Annotated in this window: 17 protein-coding genes; 13 read left to right on the plus strand and 4 right to left on the minus strand. The window is 72.4% G+C overall.

Going from position 1 to position 18,869, the window contains the following annotated elements:
* Positions 1-233: 233 nt before the first annotated feature.
* On the plus strand, positions 234-2,357 hold the full coding sequence (locus ABIQ69_RS02280; protein WP_350348782.1) for a DEAD/DEAH box helicase: 2,124 nt from the start codon (positions 234-236) through the stop codon (positions 2,355-2,357).
* A gap of 23 nt (positions 2,358-2,380) precedes the next feature.
* On the opposite strand, the gene ABIQ69_RS02285 is transcribed toward ABIQ69_RS02280, so the two are convergent.
* The gene (locus ABIQ69_RS02285) at positions 2,381-4,495 is read right to left on the minus strand and encodes a DEAD/DEAH box helicase (protein ID WP_350348783.1); all 2,115 of its coding nucleotides are present in this window, start codon (positions 4,493-4,495) and stop codon (positions 2,381-2,383) included.
* Between the two features lie 109 nt (positions 4,496-4,604).
* Between ABIQ69_RS02285 and ABIQ69_RS02290 the strand changes: the two genes are divergently transcribed.
* From ABIQ69_RS02290 to ABIQ69_RS02320, 7 genes are all read left to right on the plus strand, one after another.
* The gene (locus tag ABIQ69_RS02290; protein ID WP_350348784.1) at positions 4,605-4,985 is read left to right on the plus strand and encodes a hypothetical protein; all 381 of its coding nucleotides are present in this window, start codon (positions 4,605-4,607) and stop codon (positions 4,983-4,985) included.
* Positions 4,986-5,190: 205 nt separating this feature from the next.
* Complete coding sequence (locus tag ABIQ69_RS02295; RefSeq protein WP_350348785.1) at positions 5,191-6,510, plus strand: MFS transporter; 1,320 nt, start codon at positions 5,191-5,193, stop codon at positions 6,508-6,510.
* A gap of 172 nt (positions 6,511-6,682) precedes the next feature.
* The gene (locus tag ABIQ69_RS02300; protein ID WP_350348786.1) at positions 6,683-7,885 is read left to right on the plus strand and encodes an acetyl-CoA C-acyltransferase; all 1,203 of its coding nucleotides are present in this window, start codon (positions 6,683-6,685) and stop codon (positions 7,883-7,885) included.
* The gene (locus ABIQ69_RS02305; protein WP_350348787.1) at positions 7,882-8,649 is read left to right on the plus strand and encodes an enoyl-CoA hydratase/isomerase family protein; all 768 of its coding nucleotides are present in this window, start codon (positions 7,882-7,884) and stop codon (positions 8,647-8,649) included. The genes ABIQ69_RS02300 and ABIQ69_RS02305 overlap by 4 nt, the downstream gene beginning before the upstream one ends.
* Complete coding sequence (locus ABIQ69_RS02310) at positions 8,646-9,515, plus strand: 3-hydroxyacyl-CoA dehydrogenase family protein (RefSeq protein WP_350348788.1); 870 nt, start codon at positions 8,646-8,648, stop codon at positions 9,513-9,515. The genes ABIQ69_RS02305 and ABIQ69_RS02310 overlap by 4 nt, the downstream gene beginning before the upstream one ends.
* Before the next feature lie 23 nt (positions 9,516-9,538).
* Positions 9,539-11,632: a phenylacetic acid degradation bifunctional protein PaaZ gene (gene paaZ / locus ABIQ69_RS02315; protein WP_350348789.1), complete on the plus strand. Its 2,094-nt coding sequence runs from the start codon at positions 9,539-9,541 to the stop codon at positions 11,630-11,632.
* 38 nt (positions 11,633-11,670) lie between these two features.
* Entirely contained in the window at positions 11,671-12,390 is a 720-nt protein-coding gene (locus ABIQ69_RS02320) for a YdeI/OmpD-associated family protein (protein ID WP_350348790.1), read from the plus strand.
* Between the two features lie 11 nt (positions 12,391-12,401).
* Here the strand turns inward: ABIQ69_RS02320 and ABIQ69_RS02325 are convergent, their stop codons facing one another.
* The 3 genes from ABIQ69_RS02325 to paaI all read right to left on the minus strand — a co-directional run bounded on the left by ABIQ69_RS02325 (position 12,402) and on the right by paaI (position 14,863).
* Positions 12,402-13,031, minus strand: coding sequence for a TetR/AcrR family transcriptional regulator (locus ABIQ69_RS02325; protein WP_350348791.1), 630 nt, complete (start codon positions 13,029-13,031; stop codon positions 12,402-12,404).
* Between the two features lie 63 nt (positions 13,032-13,094).
* Entirely contained in the window at positions 13,095-14,348 is a 1,254-nt protein-coding gene (paaK, locus tag ABIQ69_RS02330) for a phenylacetate--CoA ligase PaaK (protein ID WP_350350061.1), read from the minus strand.
* Between the two features lie 95 nt (positions 14,349-14,443).
* On the minus strand, positions 14,444-14,863 hold the full coding sequence (paaI, locus tag ABIQ69_RS02335) for a hydroxyphenylacetyl-CoA thioesterase PaaI (protein WP_350348792.1): 420 nt from the start codon (positions 14,861-14,863) through the stop codon (positions 14,444-14,446).
* 119 nt (positions 14,864-14,982) lie between these two features.
* Between paaI and paaA the strand changes: the two genes are divergently transcribed.
* From paaA to paaE, 5 genes are read left to right on the plus strand one after another with little or no spacing between them, the layout of a single operon-like run.
* Positions 14,983-15,933, plus strand: a complete 951-nt coding sequence (paaA, locus tag ABIQ69_RS02340; RefSeq protein ID WP_350348793.1) for a 1,2-phenylacetyl-CoA epoxidase subunit PaaA — start codon at positions 14,983-14,985, stop codon at positions 15,931-15,933.
* Positions 15,933-16,238 (plus strand): 1,2-phenylacetyl-CoA epoxidase subunit PaaB, encoded by a 306-nt coding sequence (gene paaB, locus ABIQ69_RS02345; RefSeq protein WP_350348794.1) that lies wholly within the window; start codon positions 15,933-15,935, stop codon positions 16,236-16,238. Before paaA ends, paaB begins: the two co-directional genes overlap by 1 nt.
* Positions 16,235-17,110, plus strand: a complete 876-nt coding sequence (gene paaC / locus ABIQ69_RS02350; RefSeq protein WP_350348795.1) for a 1,2-phenylacetyl-CoA epoxidase subunit PaaC — start codon at positions 16,235-16,237, stop codon at positions 17,108-17,110. Before paaB ends, paaC begins: the two co-directional genes overlap by 4 nt.
* On the plus strand, positions 17,107-17,607 hold the full coding sequence (gene paaD / locus ABIQ69_RS02355; protein ID WP_350348796.1) for a 1,2-phenylacetyl-CoA epoxidase subunit PaaD: 501 nt from the start codon (positions 17,107-17,109) through the stop codon (positions 17,605-17,607). Before paaC ends, paaD begins: the two co-directional genes overlap by 4 nt.
* The gene (gene paaE, locus ABIQ69_RS02360) at positions 17,607-18,845 is read left to right on the plus strand and encodes a 1,2-phenylacetyl-CoA epoxidase subunit PaaE (protein ID WP_350348797.1); all 1,239 of its coding nucleotides are present in this window, start codon (positions 17,607-17,609) and stop codon (positions 18,843-18,845) included. Before paaD ends, paaE begins: the two co-directional genes overlap by 1 nt.
* Positions 18,846-18,869: the final 24 nt, after the last annotated feature.

Here is an 18,869-nt window from a genome sequence, read left to right on the forward strand (position 1 = left end):
GGGCGCACGCGGCGGTTTCCCAGCCGCCTCCGGTATCGTGGATGCGTCGGTTCTGGACACCGCGGTTTCCCGCGGATGGGTTTGTGAGTCCAAAGGGCCGGTTTCGAGGCATTCGGCCTCGGATAGTCACCGTATGTGAACGGCCCCGGTCGACGACTGCCCGGGTTCTCAGGCGCGCTGCGCGACAGCAGCGGCCCGCCATGTACATGAGTTCAACCCAGGAAGTCCTCACCATGCCCAAGAACAAGAAGCCCGCCGGCGGCCGGCCCGCCCGCAACTTCGACCCCTCGTACGCCCGCGGCGGTGCCAACCGCGGCGGCGCCGGCGCCCGCGCGGCCGCCCAGAAGCCGGGCTCGCGCAGCGCCGGCCACCGCGGATACCGCCCCGAAGAGGCCGCCGACGGCGCACGCAAGGCGCGGTGGACCCGCGACGAGCGCATCGCCGAGGGACGCGCTCCGCACCGCGGCGACCGCGAAGACCGCGAGCGTGCCGAGCGTCCCGAGCGCCGTCAGGGCCGCGACGACCGTGCGCCCCGCCGGTTCGACCGGGATGACCGTGCTCCGCGTCGGGACGACCGGGGCGAGCGTCCTGCTCGCTCGTTCGATCGCGACGACCGTGGCCCGCGTCGGTTCGATCGGGATGAGCGTGCACCGCGTCGCTTCGACCGGGATGACCGTGCTCCGCGTCGGTTCGATCGGGATGACCGTGCTCCGCGTCGTGACGACCGTGGCGAGCGTCCTGCTCGTTCGTTCGATCGGGATGACCGTGCTCCGCGTCGGTTCGATCGGGATGACCGCGCCCCGCGCCGCTTCGACCGGGATGACCGTGCTCCGCGTCGTGACGACCGTGGCGAGCGTCCTGCTCGTTCGTTCGATCGGGATGACCGTGCTCCGCGTCGGTTCGACCGGGATGACCGTGCTCCGCGCCGCTTCGATCGGGACGACCGCGCCCCGCGCCGCTCCGACCGCGATGACCGGGCGCCGCGCCGGTCCGACGACCGCGGTGCCGAGCGCCGCCCGTCGAGCTTCTACCCCGAGCGCGACGAGCGGCCTCGCTTCACGGCCGAAGACGACGTCGTGCTCGAGCGCCTGGAGGCCGAGGCCATCCAGGCCGAGGCCGTCGACGGCGTCGGGTTCGCCGACCTCGGGCTCGGTGGCAACATCGTGCGCGCGCTGAGCGAGCTCGGTGCGGACGCGCCCTTCCCCATCCAGGCCGCGACCATCCCCGTCGTGCTCGAGGGTCGCGACGTGCTCGGCCGCGGACGCACGGGCTCGGGCAAGACCATCGCCTTCGGCGCACCCACCGTCGAGCGGCTCATGCAGCTCTGGGCCGCCGAGGGCAAGTCGGGCGGCAAGCGCCAGATGGGGCGCGCGCCCCGCGCGCTGATCCTCGCGCCGACGCGCGAGCTGGCCCTGCAGATCGACCGCACCGTGCAGCCGATCGCCCAGTCGGTCGGCCTGTTCACCACCCAGGTCTACGGCGGCGTGCCGCAGGGCCGGCAGGTCGGCGCGCTCCGCCGCGGCGTCGACATCGTCATCGGCACGCCCGGCCGGATCGAGGACCTGCTCCGCCAGGGGCATCTCGACCTCTCCGACATCCGCATCACGGTGCTCGACGAGGCCGACCACATGTGCGACCTCGGGTTCCTCGAGCCGGTGCAGCGCATCCTCCGCGAGACCCGCGCCGGCGGTCAGAAGCTGCTGTTCTCCGCCACGCTCGACACCGGCGTCGCGGCACTCGTCGACGAGTTCCTCGTCGAGCCGGCCGTGCACGAGGTCGCCGGCGAAGACCAGTCGTCGGGCACCATCGAGCACCGCGTGTTCGTCATCGACAACCGCGACAAGCGCGACATCGTGGCCCAGCTCGCGCATCGCGACGGGAAGACCCTCGTCTTCTCGCGGACGCGCGCCTTCGCCGAAGACCTCACCGAGCACCTCGAGGACTACGGGATCCGCGCGGTCGCGCTGCACGGCGACCTCAACCAGGCGCGCCGCACGCGCAACCTGCAGCAGCTCACGAGCGGCCGGGTCGACGTCCTCGTCGCGACGGATGTCGCGGCGCGAGGCATCCACGTCGACGACATCGATCTCGTGATCCAGGCCGACGCGCCCGACGAGTACAAGACCTACCTGCACCGTTCGGGCCGCACCGGCCGCGCCGGCCGGGTGGGTCGCGTCGTCACGCTGATCCCGCGGAACCGCCAGCGCCGCATGTCGGAGCTGCTCGGCCGCGCCGAGATCGACGTGGACTTCGAGGACGTGCGCCTCGGCGACGAGCTGCTCGTCGACCTCGGGCCGATCGACCTCGCCGAGGGGGCCGAGCCCGAGGCGGCCGCTGCGGAGCGCCCCGCCGACTGATCGGAGCCTCGCGCTCCGCGGGCTCAGCCGCGGAGCGCGAGCGCGAAGGGCAGCACGGCGGATGCCCCGGCGAGCCGCAGCTCGCGCGCGGCCACGGTGAGGGTCCACCGGCTGTCGGCCAGGTCGTCGACGAGCAGCACGGGCCCTGCCGGGACGTCGAGCCCGTCGGTCGAGAGCCGCTCCCAGAGCCCGGCGAGGCGGAAGGCGCTGTTGCCGCCCGGCCCTCCCGTCGGTCCGCCGTCGCGCGGGGCGAGGGCGCCGAGGTAGGGGAGCCGGCCGACCTCGGCCAGCCCCCGCGCGAGCGAGTCGACGAGCTGCGGCCGCGACCGGGACGGCATCGCGACGACCGCGACGGGCCGCTCGGCCCAGCCCCAGTCGGCGAGGACGCGCACGCACGCGGCGAGCACCTGCGGCGGCACGGGCTGGTCGGGGGCACCGGCGGCGAAGAGCTCGCGCAGGGTGCCGCCCCAGCCGAGGTCGGTGAGACGGGCGAGGGCGCGCCCCTCCTCGGCCCGCTCGCCGGGGGCGATGCGCCCCTTCACCGGCACGCCCAGGCGATCGGCGCCGGTGGGCCATTGGCCCCGGGGCTCGATCGGCACGCCGACGCGGTCGAGCGCTCCGCGCGCCGCGCTCGCCGCCTCGTCGGCGAGCCCGGTCGGGTACCACGCGCCGGCGCAGGAGTCGCAGCGGCCGCAGGGGGCCGCGGTGTCGTCGTCGAGGGTGCGCTGGAGGTACTCCATGCGGCATCCGCGGGTCTGCTCGTACTCGATCATGTGCTGCTGCTCGGCGATGCGTTCGGCGGAGATGCGGCGGTAGCGTTCGGCGTCGTAGACCCAGGGTGCGCCGGTCGAGACCCAGCCGCCCTGCACCTTCCGCACGGCGCCGTCGACGTCGAGCACCTTCAGCAGCAGTTCGAGCGGGGTACGCCGGATGTCGACCATCGCCTCGAGCGCGGGCGTCGAGGTGGGGCGTTCGAGGTCGAGTGCGGCGAGCACGCGCTCAGCGCGGTCTTGGTCGGGCATCGAGGCGGTGGCGAAGTAGTGCCAGATCTCGGGGTCTTCCGCCCCGGGCAGCAGGAGGACGTCGGCGCTGTCGGTGGCCCGGCCGGCGCGGCCCACCTGCTGGTAATAGGCGACCGGCGAGCTCGGCGCGCCGAGGTGCAGCACGAAGCCGAGGTCGGGTTTGTCGAAGCCCATGCCGAGTGCGCTCGTGGAGACGAGCGCCTTCACCTCGTTGCGCTTCAGCATGCCCTCGGACTCGGCGCGCTCGTCGGGGTCGGTCTGCCCGGTGTAGGCGCGGACGTCGTAGCCGCGCTCGCGGAGCACGCGGGCGGTGTCGTTCGCCGCCGACACGGTCAGCGCGTAGATGATGCCAGAGCCGGGCAGGTCGCCGAGGTGGCTGATGAGCCAGGCCAGCCGGCTCGTCGCGTCGGGCAGCCGCAGCACGCCGAGCCGGAGCGAGGAGCGTGCGAGCGGGCCGCGGATGGTGAGCACGTCGGATGCCCCGCCGCCCGTGCCGTCCGCCGCGCCGAGCTGCTCGGCGACGTCGGCCACCACGCGGCTGTTCGCGGTCGCGGTGGTCGCGAGCACCGGAACGCCGGCGGGCATCTGCGCGATGAGGTCGCGCAGGCGCCGGTAGTCGGGACGGAAGTCGTGGCCCCAGTCGCTGATGCAGTGCGCCTCGTCGACGACGAGGAGCCCCATGCGGCGCACGAGGGCGGGCAGCTGCTGGTCGCGGAACGCCGGATTGTTGAGCCGCTCGGGCGAGACGAGGAGGACGTCGACCTCGTCGGCGTCGAGCTGCTGCAGCACGTCGGCCCACTCGTGGGCGTTGGTCGAGTTGATCGAGACGGCGCGCACGCCGGCGCGTTCGGCGGCGGCGACCTGGTCGCGCATGAGGGCGAGCAGCGGCGAGACGAGCACGGTGGGCCCGGCGCCCGCGCGGCGCAGCAGCAGCGTCGCCACGAAGTACACGGCCGACTTGCCCCAGCCGGTGCGCTGCACCACGAGGGCGCGGCGGCGGCCCTCGACGAGCGCCTCGATGGCCTCGTACTGGCCGTCGTGGAACTCGGCGTCGTCGCGGCCGACGAGGTCGCGCAGGGCGCGGAGCGCGGCGGCCCGGGTGTCGGTCGCGGTCATCCACCCAGCTTGGCGGATGCCGCTGACAGCGACATCCGGATCGCCGCGAGGGCGGTTCCCGGCGCGAGGCATCCTTGACCGCATGGCCGGATGCCTCCACCCTGGAGCCATGACCGAGCCGCACCGGCCCGCCGCGCGCGGCGCCGCGTTCTGGATCTGCTACGCCGTCGTCGTCATCGGGGCGGGGGTGAGCCTCGCGTACTCGGTATCCGCGATCGCGGGTCAGGGCATCGACGACCCCGACGCCCTGTACGCCGGCGCCCGGAGCGTCGCGATCGTCGTGATCGCGCTCGTCGCGCCGCTGTTCCGGTCGGACGACGCGCTGCTCGCGGTCGCGGCGGTGCTGACGATCGTGCAGGGCATCGACGCGTTCGTCGGCGCGTTGCAGGGCGACCTGGTGCGCACGGTCGTGCCGCTGGTGCTGTGCCTCGTCACGATCGTGTCGGCGACCTTCCTCGCGCGGAGCGACCGGGTGCGCGGGCGCGGCTGAGCGCGGCCGCCCGTCGACGTCGGGGAGGCGCCGGCCGCAGTCCGGGCTCGGGAGGCTTGCGGCGACACCCGGGCGGTGCGGTACGCTCTGATTTCCCGACCGAACAATCGGTCAGGAAGTCGCCACCGCGACGCGCCCCGCCGAGGCCCACCCCGCCGACGCCCCCGCCCCACCTTCCCCCGCACGCCAGAACAACGGAGTTCGCATGTCGACTGCTGTCAAGGACCCCACCGAGAACCGTCGGATGCCCGCCGAGGAACGGAGGGTGCTCGCGGGCACCCTCGTCGGCACATCCATCGAGTGGTACGACTTCTTCATCTACGCCCAGGCCGCCGGGCTCGTCCTCGCGCCGCTCTTCCTCGCTCCCGTCGCCGAGTCCAACCCGGGCTTCGCCCAGGTGCTCTCGTTCGCGACGATCGGCATCTCGTTCCTGTTCCGCCCGCTCGGCGCGGTCGTCGCGGGCTACCTCGGCGACAAGCTCGGCCGCAAGCGCATGCTCGTCTTCACGCTCGTCATGATGGGCCTGTCCACGGCGCTCATCGGCGTGCTGCCGACCTACGCCGCCATCGGCGTCGCCGCACCGGTGCTCCTCATCCTCCTGCGCATCCTGCAGGGCTTCTCGGCGGGCGGCGAGTGGGGCGGCGCCGCGCTCATGGCGGTGGAGCACGCGCCGACCGGGCGCCGCGGCTTCTTCGGCGCGTTCCCGCAGATCGGCGTGCCGATCGGCATGATCCTCGCGACGTCCACGCTGTGGATCCTCACGAGCTCGATGTCGCCCGAGGCGTTCATGGCGTGGGGCTGGCGCATCCCGTTCCTCCTCTCGATCGTGCTCATCGTCGTCGGCTACGTGATCCGCCGCGCCGTCGAGGAGAGCCCGGTGTTCGAGGAGCTCCTGCGCCGCCGCAAGGAGTCGTCGGCGCCGCTCGGCCAGCTGTTCCGCCACAACACCAAGAACGTCATCCTGACGGCCGTCATCTTCATCGCGAACAACGCGGCCGGCTACCTGCTCATCGCGTACTTCGCGACCTACGCGGTCACGGCGCTCGGGATGGACCGTCCGACCGTGCTCCTCGCGACGACCCTCGCGTCGTTCGGCTGGCTCGTCTTCACGCTCTGGGGCGGCCGGCTCTCCGACCGGCTCGGGCGCGTGCGCACCTTCCAGATCGGGTACGTGTTCCTCGCCCTGTGGGCGATCCCGATGTGGTTCCTCATCGACACGGGCGACATCGTCTGGTACTTCGTCGCGCTCTTCGTCATGACGTTCGGGCTCGGGCTCTCCTACGGCCCGCAGGCGGCGCTGTACGCCGAGATGTTCCCGGCGAACGTGCGCTACTCGGGCGTCTCGATCGGGTATGCGCTGGGCGCCATCCTCGGCGGCGCCTTCGCGCCGATGATCGCGGAGGCGCTGATGAACACGTTCCACGCCTCGTGGACCATCGGCGTCTACATCGCGATCGCCTCGGTCATCTCCCTCATCGGCGTCTCGCTGGTGAAGGAGACCAAGGGCGTCGACCTGCTCGACTGACCCGGGCCGACGTCCCACGGCCCGACGAACGGCCCCGCCACCGCGCTGCGAGTGGCGGGGCCGTTCGCGTGCATGCCATAATTACTTTCCGAACGCTCGGTCAGGAATTCGACCGACGTCCGCGGCACCGGCAGGTGCCCCGCACCCGAGACGACGCAGTCAGGAGACCCGCATGGCAGAGGCCTACCTCGTCGGAGGGGTGCGCACCCCGGTCGGCCGCTACGGCGGCGCGCTCGCCGGCGTCCGCCCTGACGACCTCGCCGCGCTGGTCGTCGGCGAGGCGCTCGCCCGAGCGGGCGTGGAGCGTGCCGCGATCGAGGCCGGCGCGATCGACGAGGTCGTCCTCGGCGCGGCCAACCAGGCCGGCGAGGACAACCGCAACGTCGGCCGCATGTCGGTTCTGCTCGCCGGCCTTCCCGACTCGGTGCCCGGCCTCACGGTGAACCGGCTCTGCGCATCCGGCATGTCGGCCATCACCATGGCCGCCCAGGCGATCCGGGCCGGCGACGCCGACCTCATCGTCGCGGGCGGCGTCGAGTCGATGACCCGAGCGCCGTGGGTGCAGGCCAAGCCCGAGAAGGCGTGGGCGAAGCCCGGCGCCGCGTACGACACCTCCATCGGCTGGCGCTTCCCGAACCCGAAGCTGCTCGCCCGCGACAAGGCGACGTACTCCATGCCCGAGACCGCGGAAGAGGTCGCGAGGGTCGACGGCATCACGCGCGAGGAGGCCGACGCCTTCGCGCTCCGGTCGCAGCAGCGCGCCGCCGCGGCGATCGCTGACGGCCGGTTCGAGGCCGAGATCGTCGGCGTGGCGACCGCGCGCGGCGAGGTGCTCGTCGACGAGGGGCCGCGACCCGAGACCACGCTCGACGTGCTCGCCGGGCTGCGGCCCGTCGTCCCCGGCGGGTCCGTCGTCACCGCGGGCAACTCGAGCGCCCTGAACGACGGCGCGTCCGCGATCGTCGTCGCGAGCGCCGCGGCCGTCGAACGGTACGGGCTGACGCCGCGCGCCCGCGTCGTCACGGGCACGGCCGCCGGACTCGCACCCGAGATCATGGGCCTCGGCCCGGTGCCGGCCACCGAGAAGGCGCTCGCCCGCAGCGGTCTCACGCTCGACGACCTGGGCTCGGTCGAGCTGAATGAAGCGTTCGCGACGCAGTCGATCGCGTGCGTGCGCCGGCTCGGACTCGACCCCGAGCGCGTGAACGCCGACGGGGGAGCGATCGCCCTGGGGCATCCGCTCGGTTCGTCGGGATCGCGGCTCGTCGTGACCCTGCTCGGTCGCATGGAGCGCGAGGGCTCCAGGTACGGTCTCGCGACCATGTGCGTGGGAGTCGGCCAGGGCACCGCGCTCATCGTGGAGCGCGTCTCATGAGCGCCCGGCCGCTGCCCGAGGGCGACCGCGACGCCGTGCTCCGGATCGAACGCCAGGACGACCGGGTCGTCGCGACGCTGAACCGGCCCGAGCGCCGCAACGCGATCGATCAGGCAACGATCGACGCCCTGCACCTGCTCTGCGCGGAGCTCGAGGCGATCCCCCGCATCCTCATCCTCAGCGGGGCCGGCGGCGTCTTCGCCTCGGGCGCCGACATCGCCGAGCTCCGCGACCGCCGCGCCGATGATGCCCGGCGCGGCATCAACGCGAACGCGTTCATCCGCATCGCGGAGCTGCCCATGCCGGTGATCGCGGCCCTCGACGGGTACGCCCTCGGCGGCGGCGCCGAACTGGCCTACGCGGCCGACATCCGGATCGCGACGCCGCGGCTGCGCATCGGCAACCCAGAGACGGGCCTCGGCATCATCGCCGCGGCCGGCGCCAGCTGGCGGCTGAAGGAGATCGTGGGCGACGCGCGCGCCGCCGAGCTGCTGCTCACCGGGCGCGCGATCGACGCCGAGGAGGCGCGTGAGATCGGACTCGTCTCCGAGCTGCATCCGGTCGACGAGCTGCTGCCGGCCGCGCACGCGATCGCCGACCGCATCGCGCGCAACGACCCCGCCGCGACGATCGCCACCAAGCGGGTCTTCCGGGCGCCGCGGGAGGCGCATCCGGCGGTCGACCTCGACGCACAGGCCGAGCTCTTCGAGAGCCCCGAGAAGCACCGCCGGATGACCGAGTTCCTCGAGAGGAAGAAGCGATGAGCGCCACCGCGACCGGAGCGCCGGCCGACGTCGGCGTGCTCGGCGGCGGCCGCATGGGGGCGGGCATCGCTCACGCGTTCCTGCTTGCGGGCTCCCGCGTGACCGTCGTCGAACGCGACGCCGAGGCGGCGCAGGCGGCCTCGGCGCGCGTGCTCGAGTCCGTCGCGGCGTCCATCGCCCGCGGCACCGCCGACGACGACGAACGTGCGTACGCGGGCCGCTTCGCGACGAGCACCGACGTGGCCGACTTCGCGCGCTGCGGGCTCGTCGTCGAGGCCGTGCCTGAAGACCTCCAGCTGAAGATCGACGCGCTCACCCGCGTCGAGGCGGTGCTGCCCCCGGAGGCCGCGCTCGCCTCGAACACCTCGTCGATCTCGATCGACGAGCTCGCGGCGCTGCTCGAACGCCCGCACCGGTTCCTCGGCCTGCACTTCTTCAATCCCGTGCCGGCGTCGCAGCTCGTCGAGATCGTGCGCGGCGCCGCGACCGACGGCACTCTGGTCGCCGAGGCGCGCGAGTGGGTGCACGCGATCGGCAAGACGCCCATCACGGTGGCGGATGCGCCGGGCTTCGCGTCCTCCCGGCTCGGCGTCGCGCTCGGGCTCGAGGCGATCCGCATGCTCGAAGACGGCGTGGCCTCCGCCGAGGACATCGACGCGGCGATGACCCTCGGCTACAAGCATCCGGTGGGTCCGCTGCGGCTCACCGACCTCGTCGGCCTCGACGTGCGCCTCGGCATCGCCGAGTACCTCTCGTCGACGCTCGGCGAACGGTTCGAGCCGCCCGCACTGCTGCGCCGGCTGGTGGCCGAAGGCAAGCTCGGCCGGAAGGCCGGCGAGGGCTTCTACCTGTGGGATGCGCCGTGACCGGCGCCTCCGGAGAGGAAACGATGAGCGAGATCCTGCCGAGCTACGTGACCGGCCGGTGGTGGACGCCGGATGCCTCGGCCGAGGCATCCGCCACCGAGGTGCGCGATGCATCGACCGGCGAGGTGGTGACCCGGGTGTCGACCGAGGGGCTCGACCTCGGCGCCGCGCTCGACTACGCCCGCACCGTCGGCCAGGCGAGCCTCGGCGAGCTGACCTTCCACCAGCGCGCCGTGCTGCTGAAGCAGATGGCGCTCGCGCTCACCGAGCGCAAGGCCGAGCTCTACGAGGTGTCGAGCCGCACGGGCGCGACGAAGCAGGACTCGTGGGTCGACGTCGACGGCGGCATCGGCGTGCTGTTCACCTACTCGGGCAAGGGGCGCCGCGAGCTGCCGAACGCGAAGGTGTACGTCGACGGCGCGGTCGAGACCCTCTCGAAGGATGGCTCATTCCTCGGACGGCATATCTACACCCGGCTCCCCGGCGTCGCCGTGCAGATCAACGCGTTCAACTTCCCGGTGTGGGGGTCCCTGGAGAAGTTCGCACCCGCGTTCCTCGCGGGTGTCCCGACGCTCGTGAAGCCCGCAACCCCGACGGGGTACCTCACCGAGGCGTTCGTGCGCATCCTCGTCGAGTCCGGCCTGCTCCCCGAGGGGTCGCTGCAGCTGGTGTCGGGCAGTGTGCCCGACCTGTTCGACCACCTCCGCCTCGGCGACCTCGTCGCCTTCACCGGGTCCGCCTCGACGGCCGAGCGGCTGCGGCAGCACGAGGCCGTGCAGACCGGCGGGGTGCGGTTCACCGTCGAGACCGACTCGATCAATGCGAGCGTGCTCGGCACCGACGCCGTCGCCGGCACGCCGGAGTTCGACGCGTACGTGAAGCAGCTCGTCGTCGAGATGACGAGCAAGGCGGGGCAGAAGTGCACCGCGATCCGTCGTGCGATCGTGCCCGAGGCATCCGTCGACTCGGTCATCGATGCGGTGCGCGCCCGCATCGCGGAGCGCGTCGTGGTGGGCGACCCGCGCGCCGAGGGTGTCACCATGGGGCCGCTCGCCTCGCTCACCCAGCGCGAGGAGGTGCTGCGCCAGGTGGGCCGGCTCGAGGAGGCCGGCGGCGAGCTCGTCGTCGGGTCGACCGAGACGCCGAGCGTGCGGCTCGCCGACGGCGTGGACGGCACCGCCTCCGATGGCGCGTTCGTCGAGCCCATGCTGCTGCGGTTCCGGGATGCCTCGAGCCCCGCCCTGCACGAGGTCGAGGCCTTCGGCCCGGTGGCCTCGGTCGTCGGGTACGCCTCGCTCGACGAGGCCGTACGGCTCGTCGCCCGCGGCGGCGGATCGCTCGTCACGAGTGTCGCGACGCACGACCCGGAGGTCGCCGTGGCGCTGGCCTCCGGCATCGCGGCGTACAACGGCCGCCTCCTGCTGCTCGACCGCGACGACGCCCGCACCTCGACGGGCCACGGCTCGCCGCTGCCGAACCTGGTGCACGGCGGGCCGGGTCGCGCGGGCGGAGGCGAGGAGCTCGGCGGCATCCGCGCAGTGCTGCACCACATGCAGCGCACGGCAGTGCAGGGCTCGCCCGAGATGCTGACGGCGCTGACCGGCGTGTGGCACACGGGGGCGCCGTCGCAGTCTGGCGGCATCCACCCGTTCCGGAAGTCGCTCGCGGAGCTTCGCATCGGCGACCAGGTCGTGAGCGCGTCGCGGACCGTCACCCTCGAGGACATCGAGACGTTCGCCGAGTTCACGGGCGACACCTTCTACGCCCACATGGACGAGGAGGCGGCGGCCGCGAACCCGTTCTTCCCCGGCCGGGTCGCGCACGGGTACCTGCTCGTGTCGTGGGCGGCGGGCCTGTTCGTGGATGCCGCTCCCGGGCCCGTGCTCGCCAACTACGGCCTCGAGAACCTGCGCTTCATCACCCCGGTCTCGCCCGGCGACGCCATCCGCGTCGAGCTCACCGCGAAGCAGATCTCGCCGCGCGAGACCGACGAGTACGGCGAGGTGCGCTGGGATGCGGTGCTGAAGAACCAGCGCGACGAGCTCGTGGCCACCTACGACGTGCTGACGCTCGTGGCGAAGACGCAGGCGGAGGTGCGGGAGGCGCAACCGGCCTGATCGGCGCCTGCATCGGCGGCGGCTGGCAGACTCGGGACATGGCGGAACGGATCGGCACCCCAGGCGGCACCCCCGAGCGGCCCGCCGTGTTCTTCTCGGGGCCCGAGGAGTTCCGAGCGTGGCTCGAGGCCAACCACGACACGGCGACCGAGCTGTGGATGGGGCTCTACAAGAAGCATGTGCCCGACCGGCCGCTCACCTGGGAGCAGGCCGTGCCCGAAGCGCTCTGCTTCGGCTGGATCGACTCGGTGGCCCAGCGCATCGACGACGACGCCGTGCGCCAGCGCTGGACCGCGCGGAAGCCCTCGAGCATCTGGTCGGCGGTGAACATCGCGCACGTCGAGCGACTGACGGCCGAGGGGCGCATGCATCCGGCCGGGCTGGCCGCGTTCGAGCGCCGGCGGGCCGACCGGTCGGGGGTGTACTCGCACGAAGCCCCGCCGAAAGAGCTTCCGCCCGAGGCGGCGGCCCGGCTCGCCGCCGACCCGGCTGCGTCGGCGTTCTGGGAGGCGGCGACGCCGACCTACCGTCGCCAGGTGGTGCACTGGGTGCTCACCGCGAAGCAGGAGGCCACGCGCGAGCGGCGGCTCGTCCAGCTCATCGACGACAGCGCCGCCGGCCGCCTGGTGTCGTTCCAGCGGTACGGCGAGGTGCCGAAGTGGGTCGAGCGCGCGGCGGCCGCGGCGGCCGCTGCGCGGGGCGCGCCATCGGATGCCTCGACGGCAGGGTCTGCCGAAGACCCCCGGCCGGAGGCCTGACGCGAGGGGCGTCAGCCGAGCAGTTCCTCGACGCGATTCGAGGTGGGCATGCGAAGGCCGTCGAGCGCGATCGCGACCACGTCGTCGGCGAGCCGGTCGGCGTTCTCGCGCCCACCTGGCCGATACCACTCCACGATCGAGTTGATCATGCCGAACGCGAGGCGCGAGACGACGCTCGCGTCGATGTCGGTGCGGAGCGACCCCTCGGCCTGCGCGTCGGCGACGAGGGCCGTGACCCGCTTGTCGAATGCGCGCCGGCGCTCCAGCGCCCGCCGCTCGACCTCGGTGTTGCCGCGGACCCGGAGCAGCAGCGTGACGTACGGCAGCTGGTCGACGAGCACGTGCACGGCACCTCGGAGCACGCGGTCGAGCCGGTCGGCGGCGCGGCCGCCTGAGGCATCCGTCTCGTCGACGACGCCCTCGAGCGCGCTGAGGGCCGCATCGAGGGCGCGGTCGAGGATCTCGTCCTTCGAGGCGAAGTGGTGGTAGATCGCCGACTTCGACAGCCCGAGCCGTTCGGCGAGCACGCCCATCGACGTCGCGTCGTAGCCGAACTGGTTGAAGGCGGCCACGGCGACGTCGAGGATGCCCTGCTGGTCGTAGCCGGGGCGGCCCCGCCGGAGCGTCGCGTTCTCAGACATCGCCCTCAGTCTCCCATCTCGGTCATGCTCCGCGCGGGAGCGCGCGGCCGACGGACGCCGTGCTCAGCGCAGGTCGTACACGCGCTGGTACTTGCCCTCGCTGCGCGGCAGGGCGCCGGGCTCCTCGAGCTGCACCGCGACGGTCGATCCGATGTGCACCTTGATCCGCTGCTGCAGCACCACGGCCGCAGCCTCGCAGGTCTCGATCGACAGCTCGGGGTGGCGTTCGATCCGCACCTTCAGCGCGTCCATCCGGCCCTCCTTGCTGAGCTCGAGGATGAAGTGCGGGGTGAGCTGCTCGATGCCGAGCACGAGCTCCTCGATCTGCGTCGGGAAGAGGTTCACGCCGCGGAGGATGATCATGTCGTCGTTGCGACCGGTGATCTTCTCCATGCGCCGCATGCCGGGGCGGGCGGTGCCGGGAAGGAGGCGTGTGAGATCGCGCGTGCGGTAGCGGATGACCGGGAACGCCTCCTTCGTGAGGGAGGTGAACACGAGCTCGCCGAGCTCGCCGTCGGGCAGCACCGCCCCGGTGTCGCCGTCGATGATCTCGGGCAGGAAGTGGTCCTCCCAGAGGTGCGGGCCGTCTTTCGTCTCGAGGCACTCGTTGCCGACGCCCGGGCCCATCACCTCGCTGAGGCCGTAGATGTCGACCGCGTCGAGTCCCAGGCGCTGCTCGAGCTCGTGGCGCATCTCGTTCGTCCACGGCTCGGCGCCGAGCACGGCGACCTTCAGCGACGTCGAGCGCGGGTCGATGCCCTGCTCGGCCATGCAGTCGGCGATCGTCAGCAGATAGCTCGGCGTGCAGAGGATGGCGTCGGGGCGGAAGTCCTGGATGAGCTGCACCTGCCTGGCCGTCTGGCCGCCCGACATCGGGATGACCGTCGCGCCGAGCCGCTCGATGCCGGCGTGCGCGCCGAGGCCGCCGGTGAACAGGCCGTATCCGTACGCGTTGTGCACCTTCATCCCGGGCCGGATGCCGCTCGCGCGGAGCGACCGGGCGACCAGCGAGCCCCAGCGCTCGAGGTCGCCCGACGTGTAGCCGACGACCGTGGGACGGCCGGTCGTGCCGCTCGAGGCGTGGATGCGGGCGACCCGCTCCATGGGCACGGCGAACATGCCGAACGGGTAGGTCTCGCGGAGGTCGGCCTTCGTCGTGAACGGCAGCCGGGCGACGTCGGCGAGGGTGCGGATGTCGTCGGGGTGCACGCCGGCCTCGTCGAACTTCCGCGTGTAGAGGGGCACGTTCGCGTAGGCGTGCCGGACAGTGCGCTGCAGGCGCTCGAGCTGGAGGGCCTCGACCTCGGCGCGGGACATCCGCTCTTCGGGGTCGAGGTCGTCGAGGGCCGGGGGCACCAGGCCGGACACAGTGGCGGAGAGGGTCGTCGTCGACACGGGGGCTCCTGGGGAGGTCAAAGGGTGCGGTTCGTGGAGAGGGAGCGGCCGCGGAACTCGGCGACGGGATCGCCGTGCTCATCGACGACCGAGACGTCGTAGAGGCCCGTGCGGCCCGACCGGGTTCGGCGGACGGCGGTCGCGGTGAGGGTCTGCCCCGCGACGGTGGCCTTCAGGAAGGTGATGTCGGCGCCCGCGGCGACGGTGACGCGCTCGTCTTCGTTGCAGGCGATCGCGAAGGCGGTGTCGGCGAGGGCGAAGACGAACCCGCCGTGGGTGATGTCGAAGCCGTTGGTCATGTCCTCGCGAACGCGCATGGAGACGACGGCGTGACCGGGGTCGTCGCGTTCGACGACGAGGCCGAGGGAGGCGGAGGCGCGGTCGCGCTCCATCATCGCCCGGTTGGGGGCGGTGGCGTCGGTCGCGGCATCCGTCATCGGCTACTCCTCGTCGAGTCCGGCGCCGTTGCTGCGGCGCTGAGGATGACTATATACTAACTGAACGATCGGTTAGTAATACGGATGTCCCGAGCCGATCCCGAACCGAGGAGTCGATGATGACCGAGCCAGATGCCGCCGCCCAGGCGCTGTTCGACGAGCTCATCGCGAAGGACTCCCGCATCGAGCCGCGCGACTGGATGCCGGAGGCCTACCGCAAGACCCTCATCCGGCAGATCAGCCAGCACGCGCACTCCGAGATCATCGGCATGCAGCCCGAGTCGAACTGGATCACGCGGGCGCCGAGTCTGAAGCGCAAGGCGATCCTCATGGCCAAGGTGCAGGACGAGGCCGGCCACGGGCTCTATCTCTACTCGGCCGCGCAGACGCTCGGCATCTCCCGCGAGGAGATGATGACCCAGCTCATCGAGGGTCGCGCCCGCTACTCGTCGATCTTCAACTACCCGACCCCGACCTGGGCCGACATGGGCGCCATCGGCTGGCTCGTCGACGGCGCCGCCATCTGCAACCAGGTGCCGCTGTGCCGCGCCTCCTACGGGCCCTACGGCCGCGCCATGGTGCGCATCTGCAAGGAGGAATCGTTCCACCAGCGACAGGGCTTCGAGATCCTGCTCGAGCTCATGCAGGGCACCGAGGCGCAGCGCGAGATGGCGCAGGACGCCGTGAACCGCTGGTACTGGCCGTCGCTGATGATGTTCGGGCCCCCCGACGACCAGTCGCCGAACTCCGCGCAGTCGATGGCGTGGAACATCAAGCGGTTCTCCAACGACGAGCTGCGGCAGCGCTTCGTCGGCATGCTCGTGCCGCAGGCCGAGGTGCTGGGCGTCACCCTGCCCGATCCGAACCTCGTCTGGAACGAGGAGAAGCAGGTCTACGACATGAGCGAGATCGACTGGACCGAGTTCGACGAGGTGCTCGCGGGGCGCGGTCCCGCGAACGCCGAGCGGCTTCGGCGTCGGCGCGAGGCCCACGAGGAGGGCGCCTGGGTGCGCGAGGCCGCGGCCGAGTACGCGCGCAAGCAGGCCGCCATGCAGCGGGCGGTGGCGTGATGTCGACGCCGGGCGAGACGGGCACGGAGGCCTGGCCCCTCTGGGAGGTCTTCGTGCGGGCCAACCGTGGACTCAGCCACGTGCACGTCGGGTCGCTGCACGCGCCCGACCCCGAGATGGCCGTGCGGAACGCCCGCGACCTGTACACGCGCCGCGGTGAGGGCGTGTCGATCTGGGTGGTGCCCGCCGACGCGATCACGACGAGCGACCCCGATGCGAAGGGCGCGTTCTTCGAGAGCCCGGCCGGGAAGAACTACCGGCACGCGGTCTACTACACGAAGTCCGAGGGGGTGAAGCACCTGTGAGCGCCTCCGACCTCGACCCGCACGGCGACGTCTCGGTCGACCGGCTGACCCTCGCCGACGAGCTCGTCGGCTCGGCCGCGGGCGCCGACGGCGCGGACGGCGCCGCCGGACCGGTCGCCTCGGCGGACGTCGCGGAGTACGCGCTGCGCCTCGGCGACGACGCGCTGGTGCTCGCCCAGCAGCTCGGCATGTGGATCACCAGGGCGCCTGAGCTCGAGGAGGATGTCGCGCTCGGCAACATCGGGCTCGACCTCATCGGGCACGCCCGGTCTCTGCTGCACTACGCGGGGACCGCGACGGGTCGCAGCGAAGACGACCTGGCGTACTGGCGCGATGAGCCCGAGTGGCGCAACGCCTGGCTGTTCGAGCAGCCGAACGGCGACTTCGCTCACACGATCGCCCGCCAGCTCGTGGCCTCCGCCTACCTCTTCGAGCTCTACCGACGGCTGTCCGACTCGACCGACCCCGTGCTCGCCGCCATCGCGGCGAAATCGGTGAAGGAGGTCGACTACCACCGCGACCACGCCGTGCAGTGGACGCTCCGGCTCGTCGGCGGCACCGAGGAGTCCAGGCGGCGCATGCTCGTCGCCGTCGCCGACACCTGGCCGTACGTCGACGAGCTCTTCGACGACGACGACCTCGTCGAGCGGCTCGCCGCCGACGGCGTGGCCGTCCTCCCGTCCTCCCTCCGGGCCGCGTTCGACGAGGCGATCGACGCCGTCTTCGACGAAGCGGCGCTCGAGCGCCCCGCCGGCCGCACCGCGTTCATCGCCGCCGGCGCCGGACGCCGCGGACGGCACACCGAGCACCTCGGGCCGCTCCTCGCGGAGATGCAGGTGCTCGCCCGCGCACACCCGGGGGCGTCGTGGTGACCGCGGCCGTCGCCGAGCGCACGGCGTGGGAGGTCGCGGCCGCCGTGACCGACCCCGAGATCCCCGTGCTCACGATCGAAGACCTCGGCGTGCTTCGCTCGGTCGAGGTGGGTGACGACGGTGGCGTGCGCGTCGCGATCACGCCGACGTACAGCGGATGCCCCGCCATGGACGCGATCCGCGACGACGTCATCCTCGCCCTGACCCATGCGGGCTTCTCCGACGTGAAGGTCGATCTCGTGCTCGCCCCGGCGTGGACGACCGACTGGATGAGCGAGGCCGGCAAGGAGAAGCTGCGCCGCTACGGGATCCAGGCGCCGTCGGGGCAGGCGGCCGCCCGCCCGGCCGGCCCGGTCCGGGTGGCCCTCGCGGTGAAGTGTCCACGCTGCGACTCGCTGCGCACCCGCGAGCTCGCCCGCTTCGGCTCGACCTCCTGCAAGGCGCTCTACGAGTGCCTCGACTGCCTCGAGCCGTTCGACTACTTCAAGGTGCTCTGATGGCCGCGCGCAACCTCGGGTCGACGACGACCCGCGCCGCGGACGGCACGGCGACCGGCGGTGCGACGGGCGCCACGGATGCCTCGGTCGCCGAGGCCTTCCTCGCGTCGACCGTCGGCGGCGAGGCATCCGCCGCTTCAGGATCGCCCGCCCGGCGTCGCGCCCGCTTCCACCCGCTCGAGGTGGCCGAGGTGCGCCCGCTCACGGCCGACGCGGTCGAGGTGACGTTCGCCGTCCCCGACGAGCTCGCCGACGAGTACGACTACCTGCCCGGGCAGTACGTCGCGCTTCGCAAGGAGCTCGAGGGGCACGAGCGCCGGCGCAGCTACTCCATCTGCCGCCCGCCGGAACGCGGCCGGATCTCGGTCGCGATCAAGCGCGACCTCGGCGGCATCTTCTCCAGCTGGGCGAACGAGGAGCTCCGCGCGGGCGACACGCTCGATGTGATGAGCCCGCAGGGCACGTTCACGTCGACGCTCGACGACCTCGACGGCAAGCACATCGTCGGCATCGCGGCCGGCAGCGGCATCACCCCGCTCATGGCGCTCGCGCACACCGTGCTGTCGCGATCGGCGGATGCCTCGTTCGAGCTCGTCTACACGAACCGGTCGACGCTCGACGTGATGTTCCTCGAGGAGCTCGCCGAGCTGAAGGACCGCTACCCGTCGCGGCTGGCGCTGCACCACGTGCTCTCGCGGGAGCAGCGGACGGCGCCGCTGCTGTCGGGCCGCATCGACCAGGAGAAGCTCGAGACGATGCTCGACGTGCTGCTCCGGCCCGAGACGGTCGACGAGTGGTTCCTGTGCGGGCCGTTCGAGCTGGTGCAGCTCGCGCGCGACACCCTCGCGGCGCGGGGCGTCGACGCGAAGCACGTGCGCTACGAGCTCTTCACGACCGACGCCGACCGGGTCGAGCCGCGGCACGGCCGGCCGGTGGTCGTGCGGCAGGGCGAGCAGACCGTCGCGATCGAGTTCACGCTCGACGGGCAGTCGGCGACGGTGGAGAGCCCGGTCTCGGCGAACGAGTCGATCCTGAACGCGGCCCTGCGGGTGCGCCCCGACGTGCCCTTCGCCTGCGCGGGCGGTGTCTGCGGCACCTGTCGGGCCAGGCTCATGGACGGCAGTGTCAGGATGACCGAGAACTACGCCCTCGAGCCCGACGAGCTCGAGGCGGGATACGTGCTCACCTGCCAGTCCCACCCGACGACCGAGCGGGTCGTCGTCGACTACGACGTTTGAGCTGCGGCCGCGTCGGAACGGAGC

The organism is Agromyces sp. G08B096, from assembly GCF_040267705.1.
Classification (GTDB): Bacteria; Actinomycetota; Actinomycetes; order Actinomycetales; family Microbacteriaceae; genus Agromyces.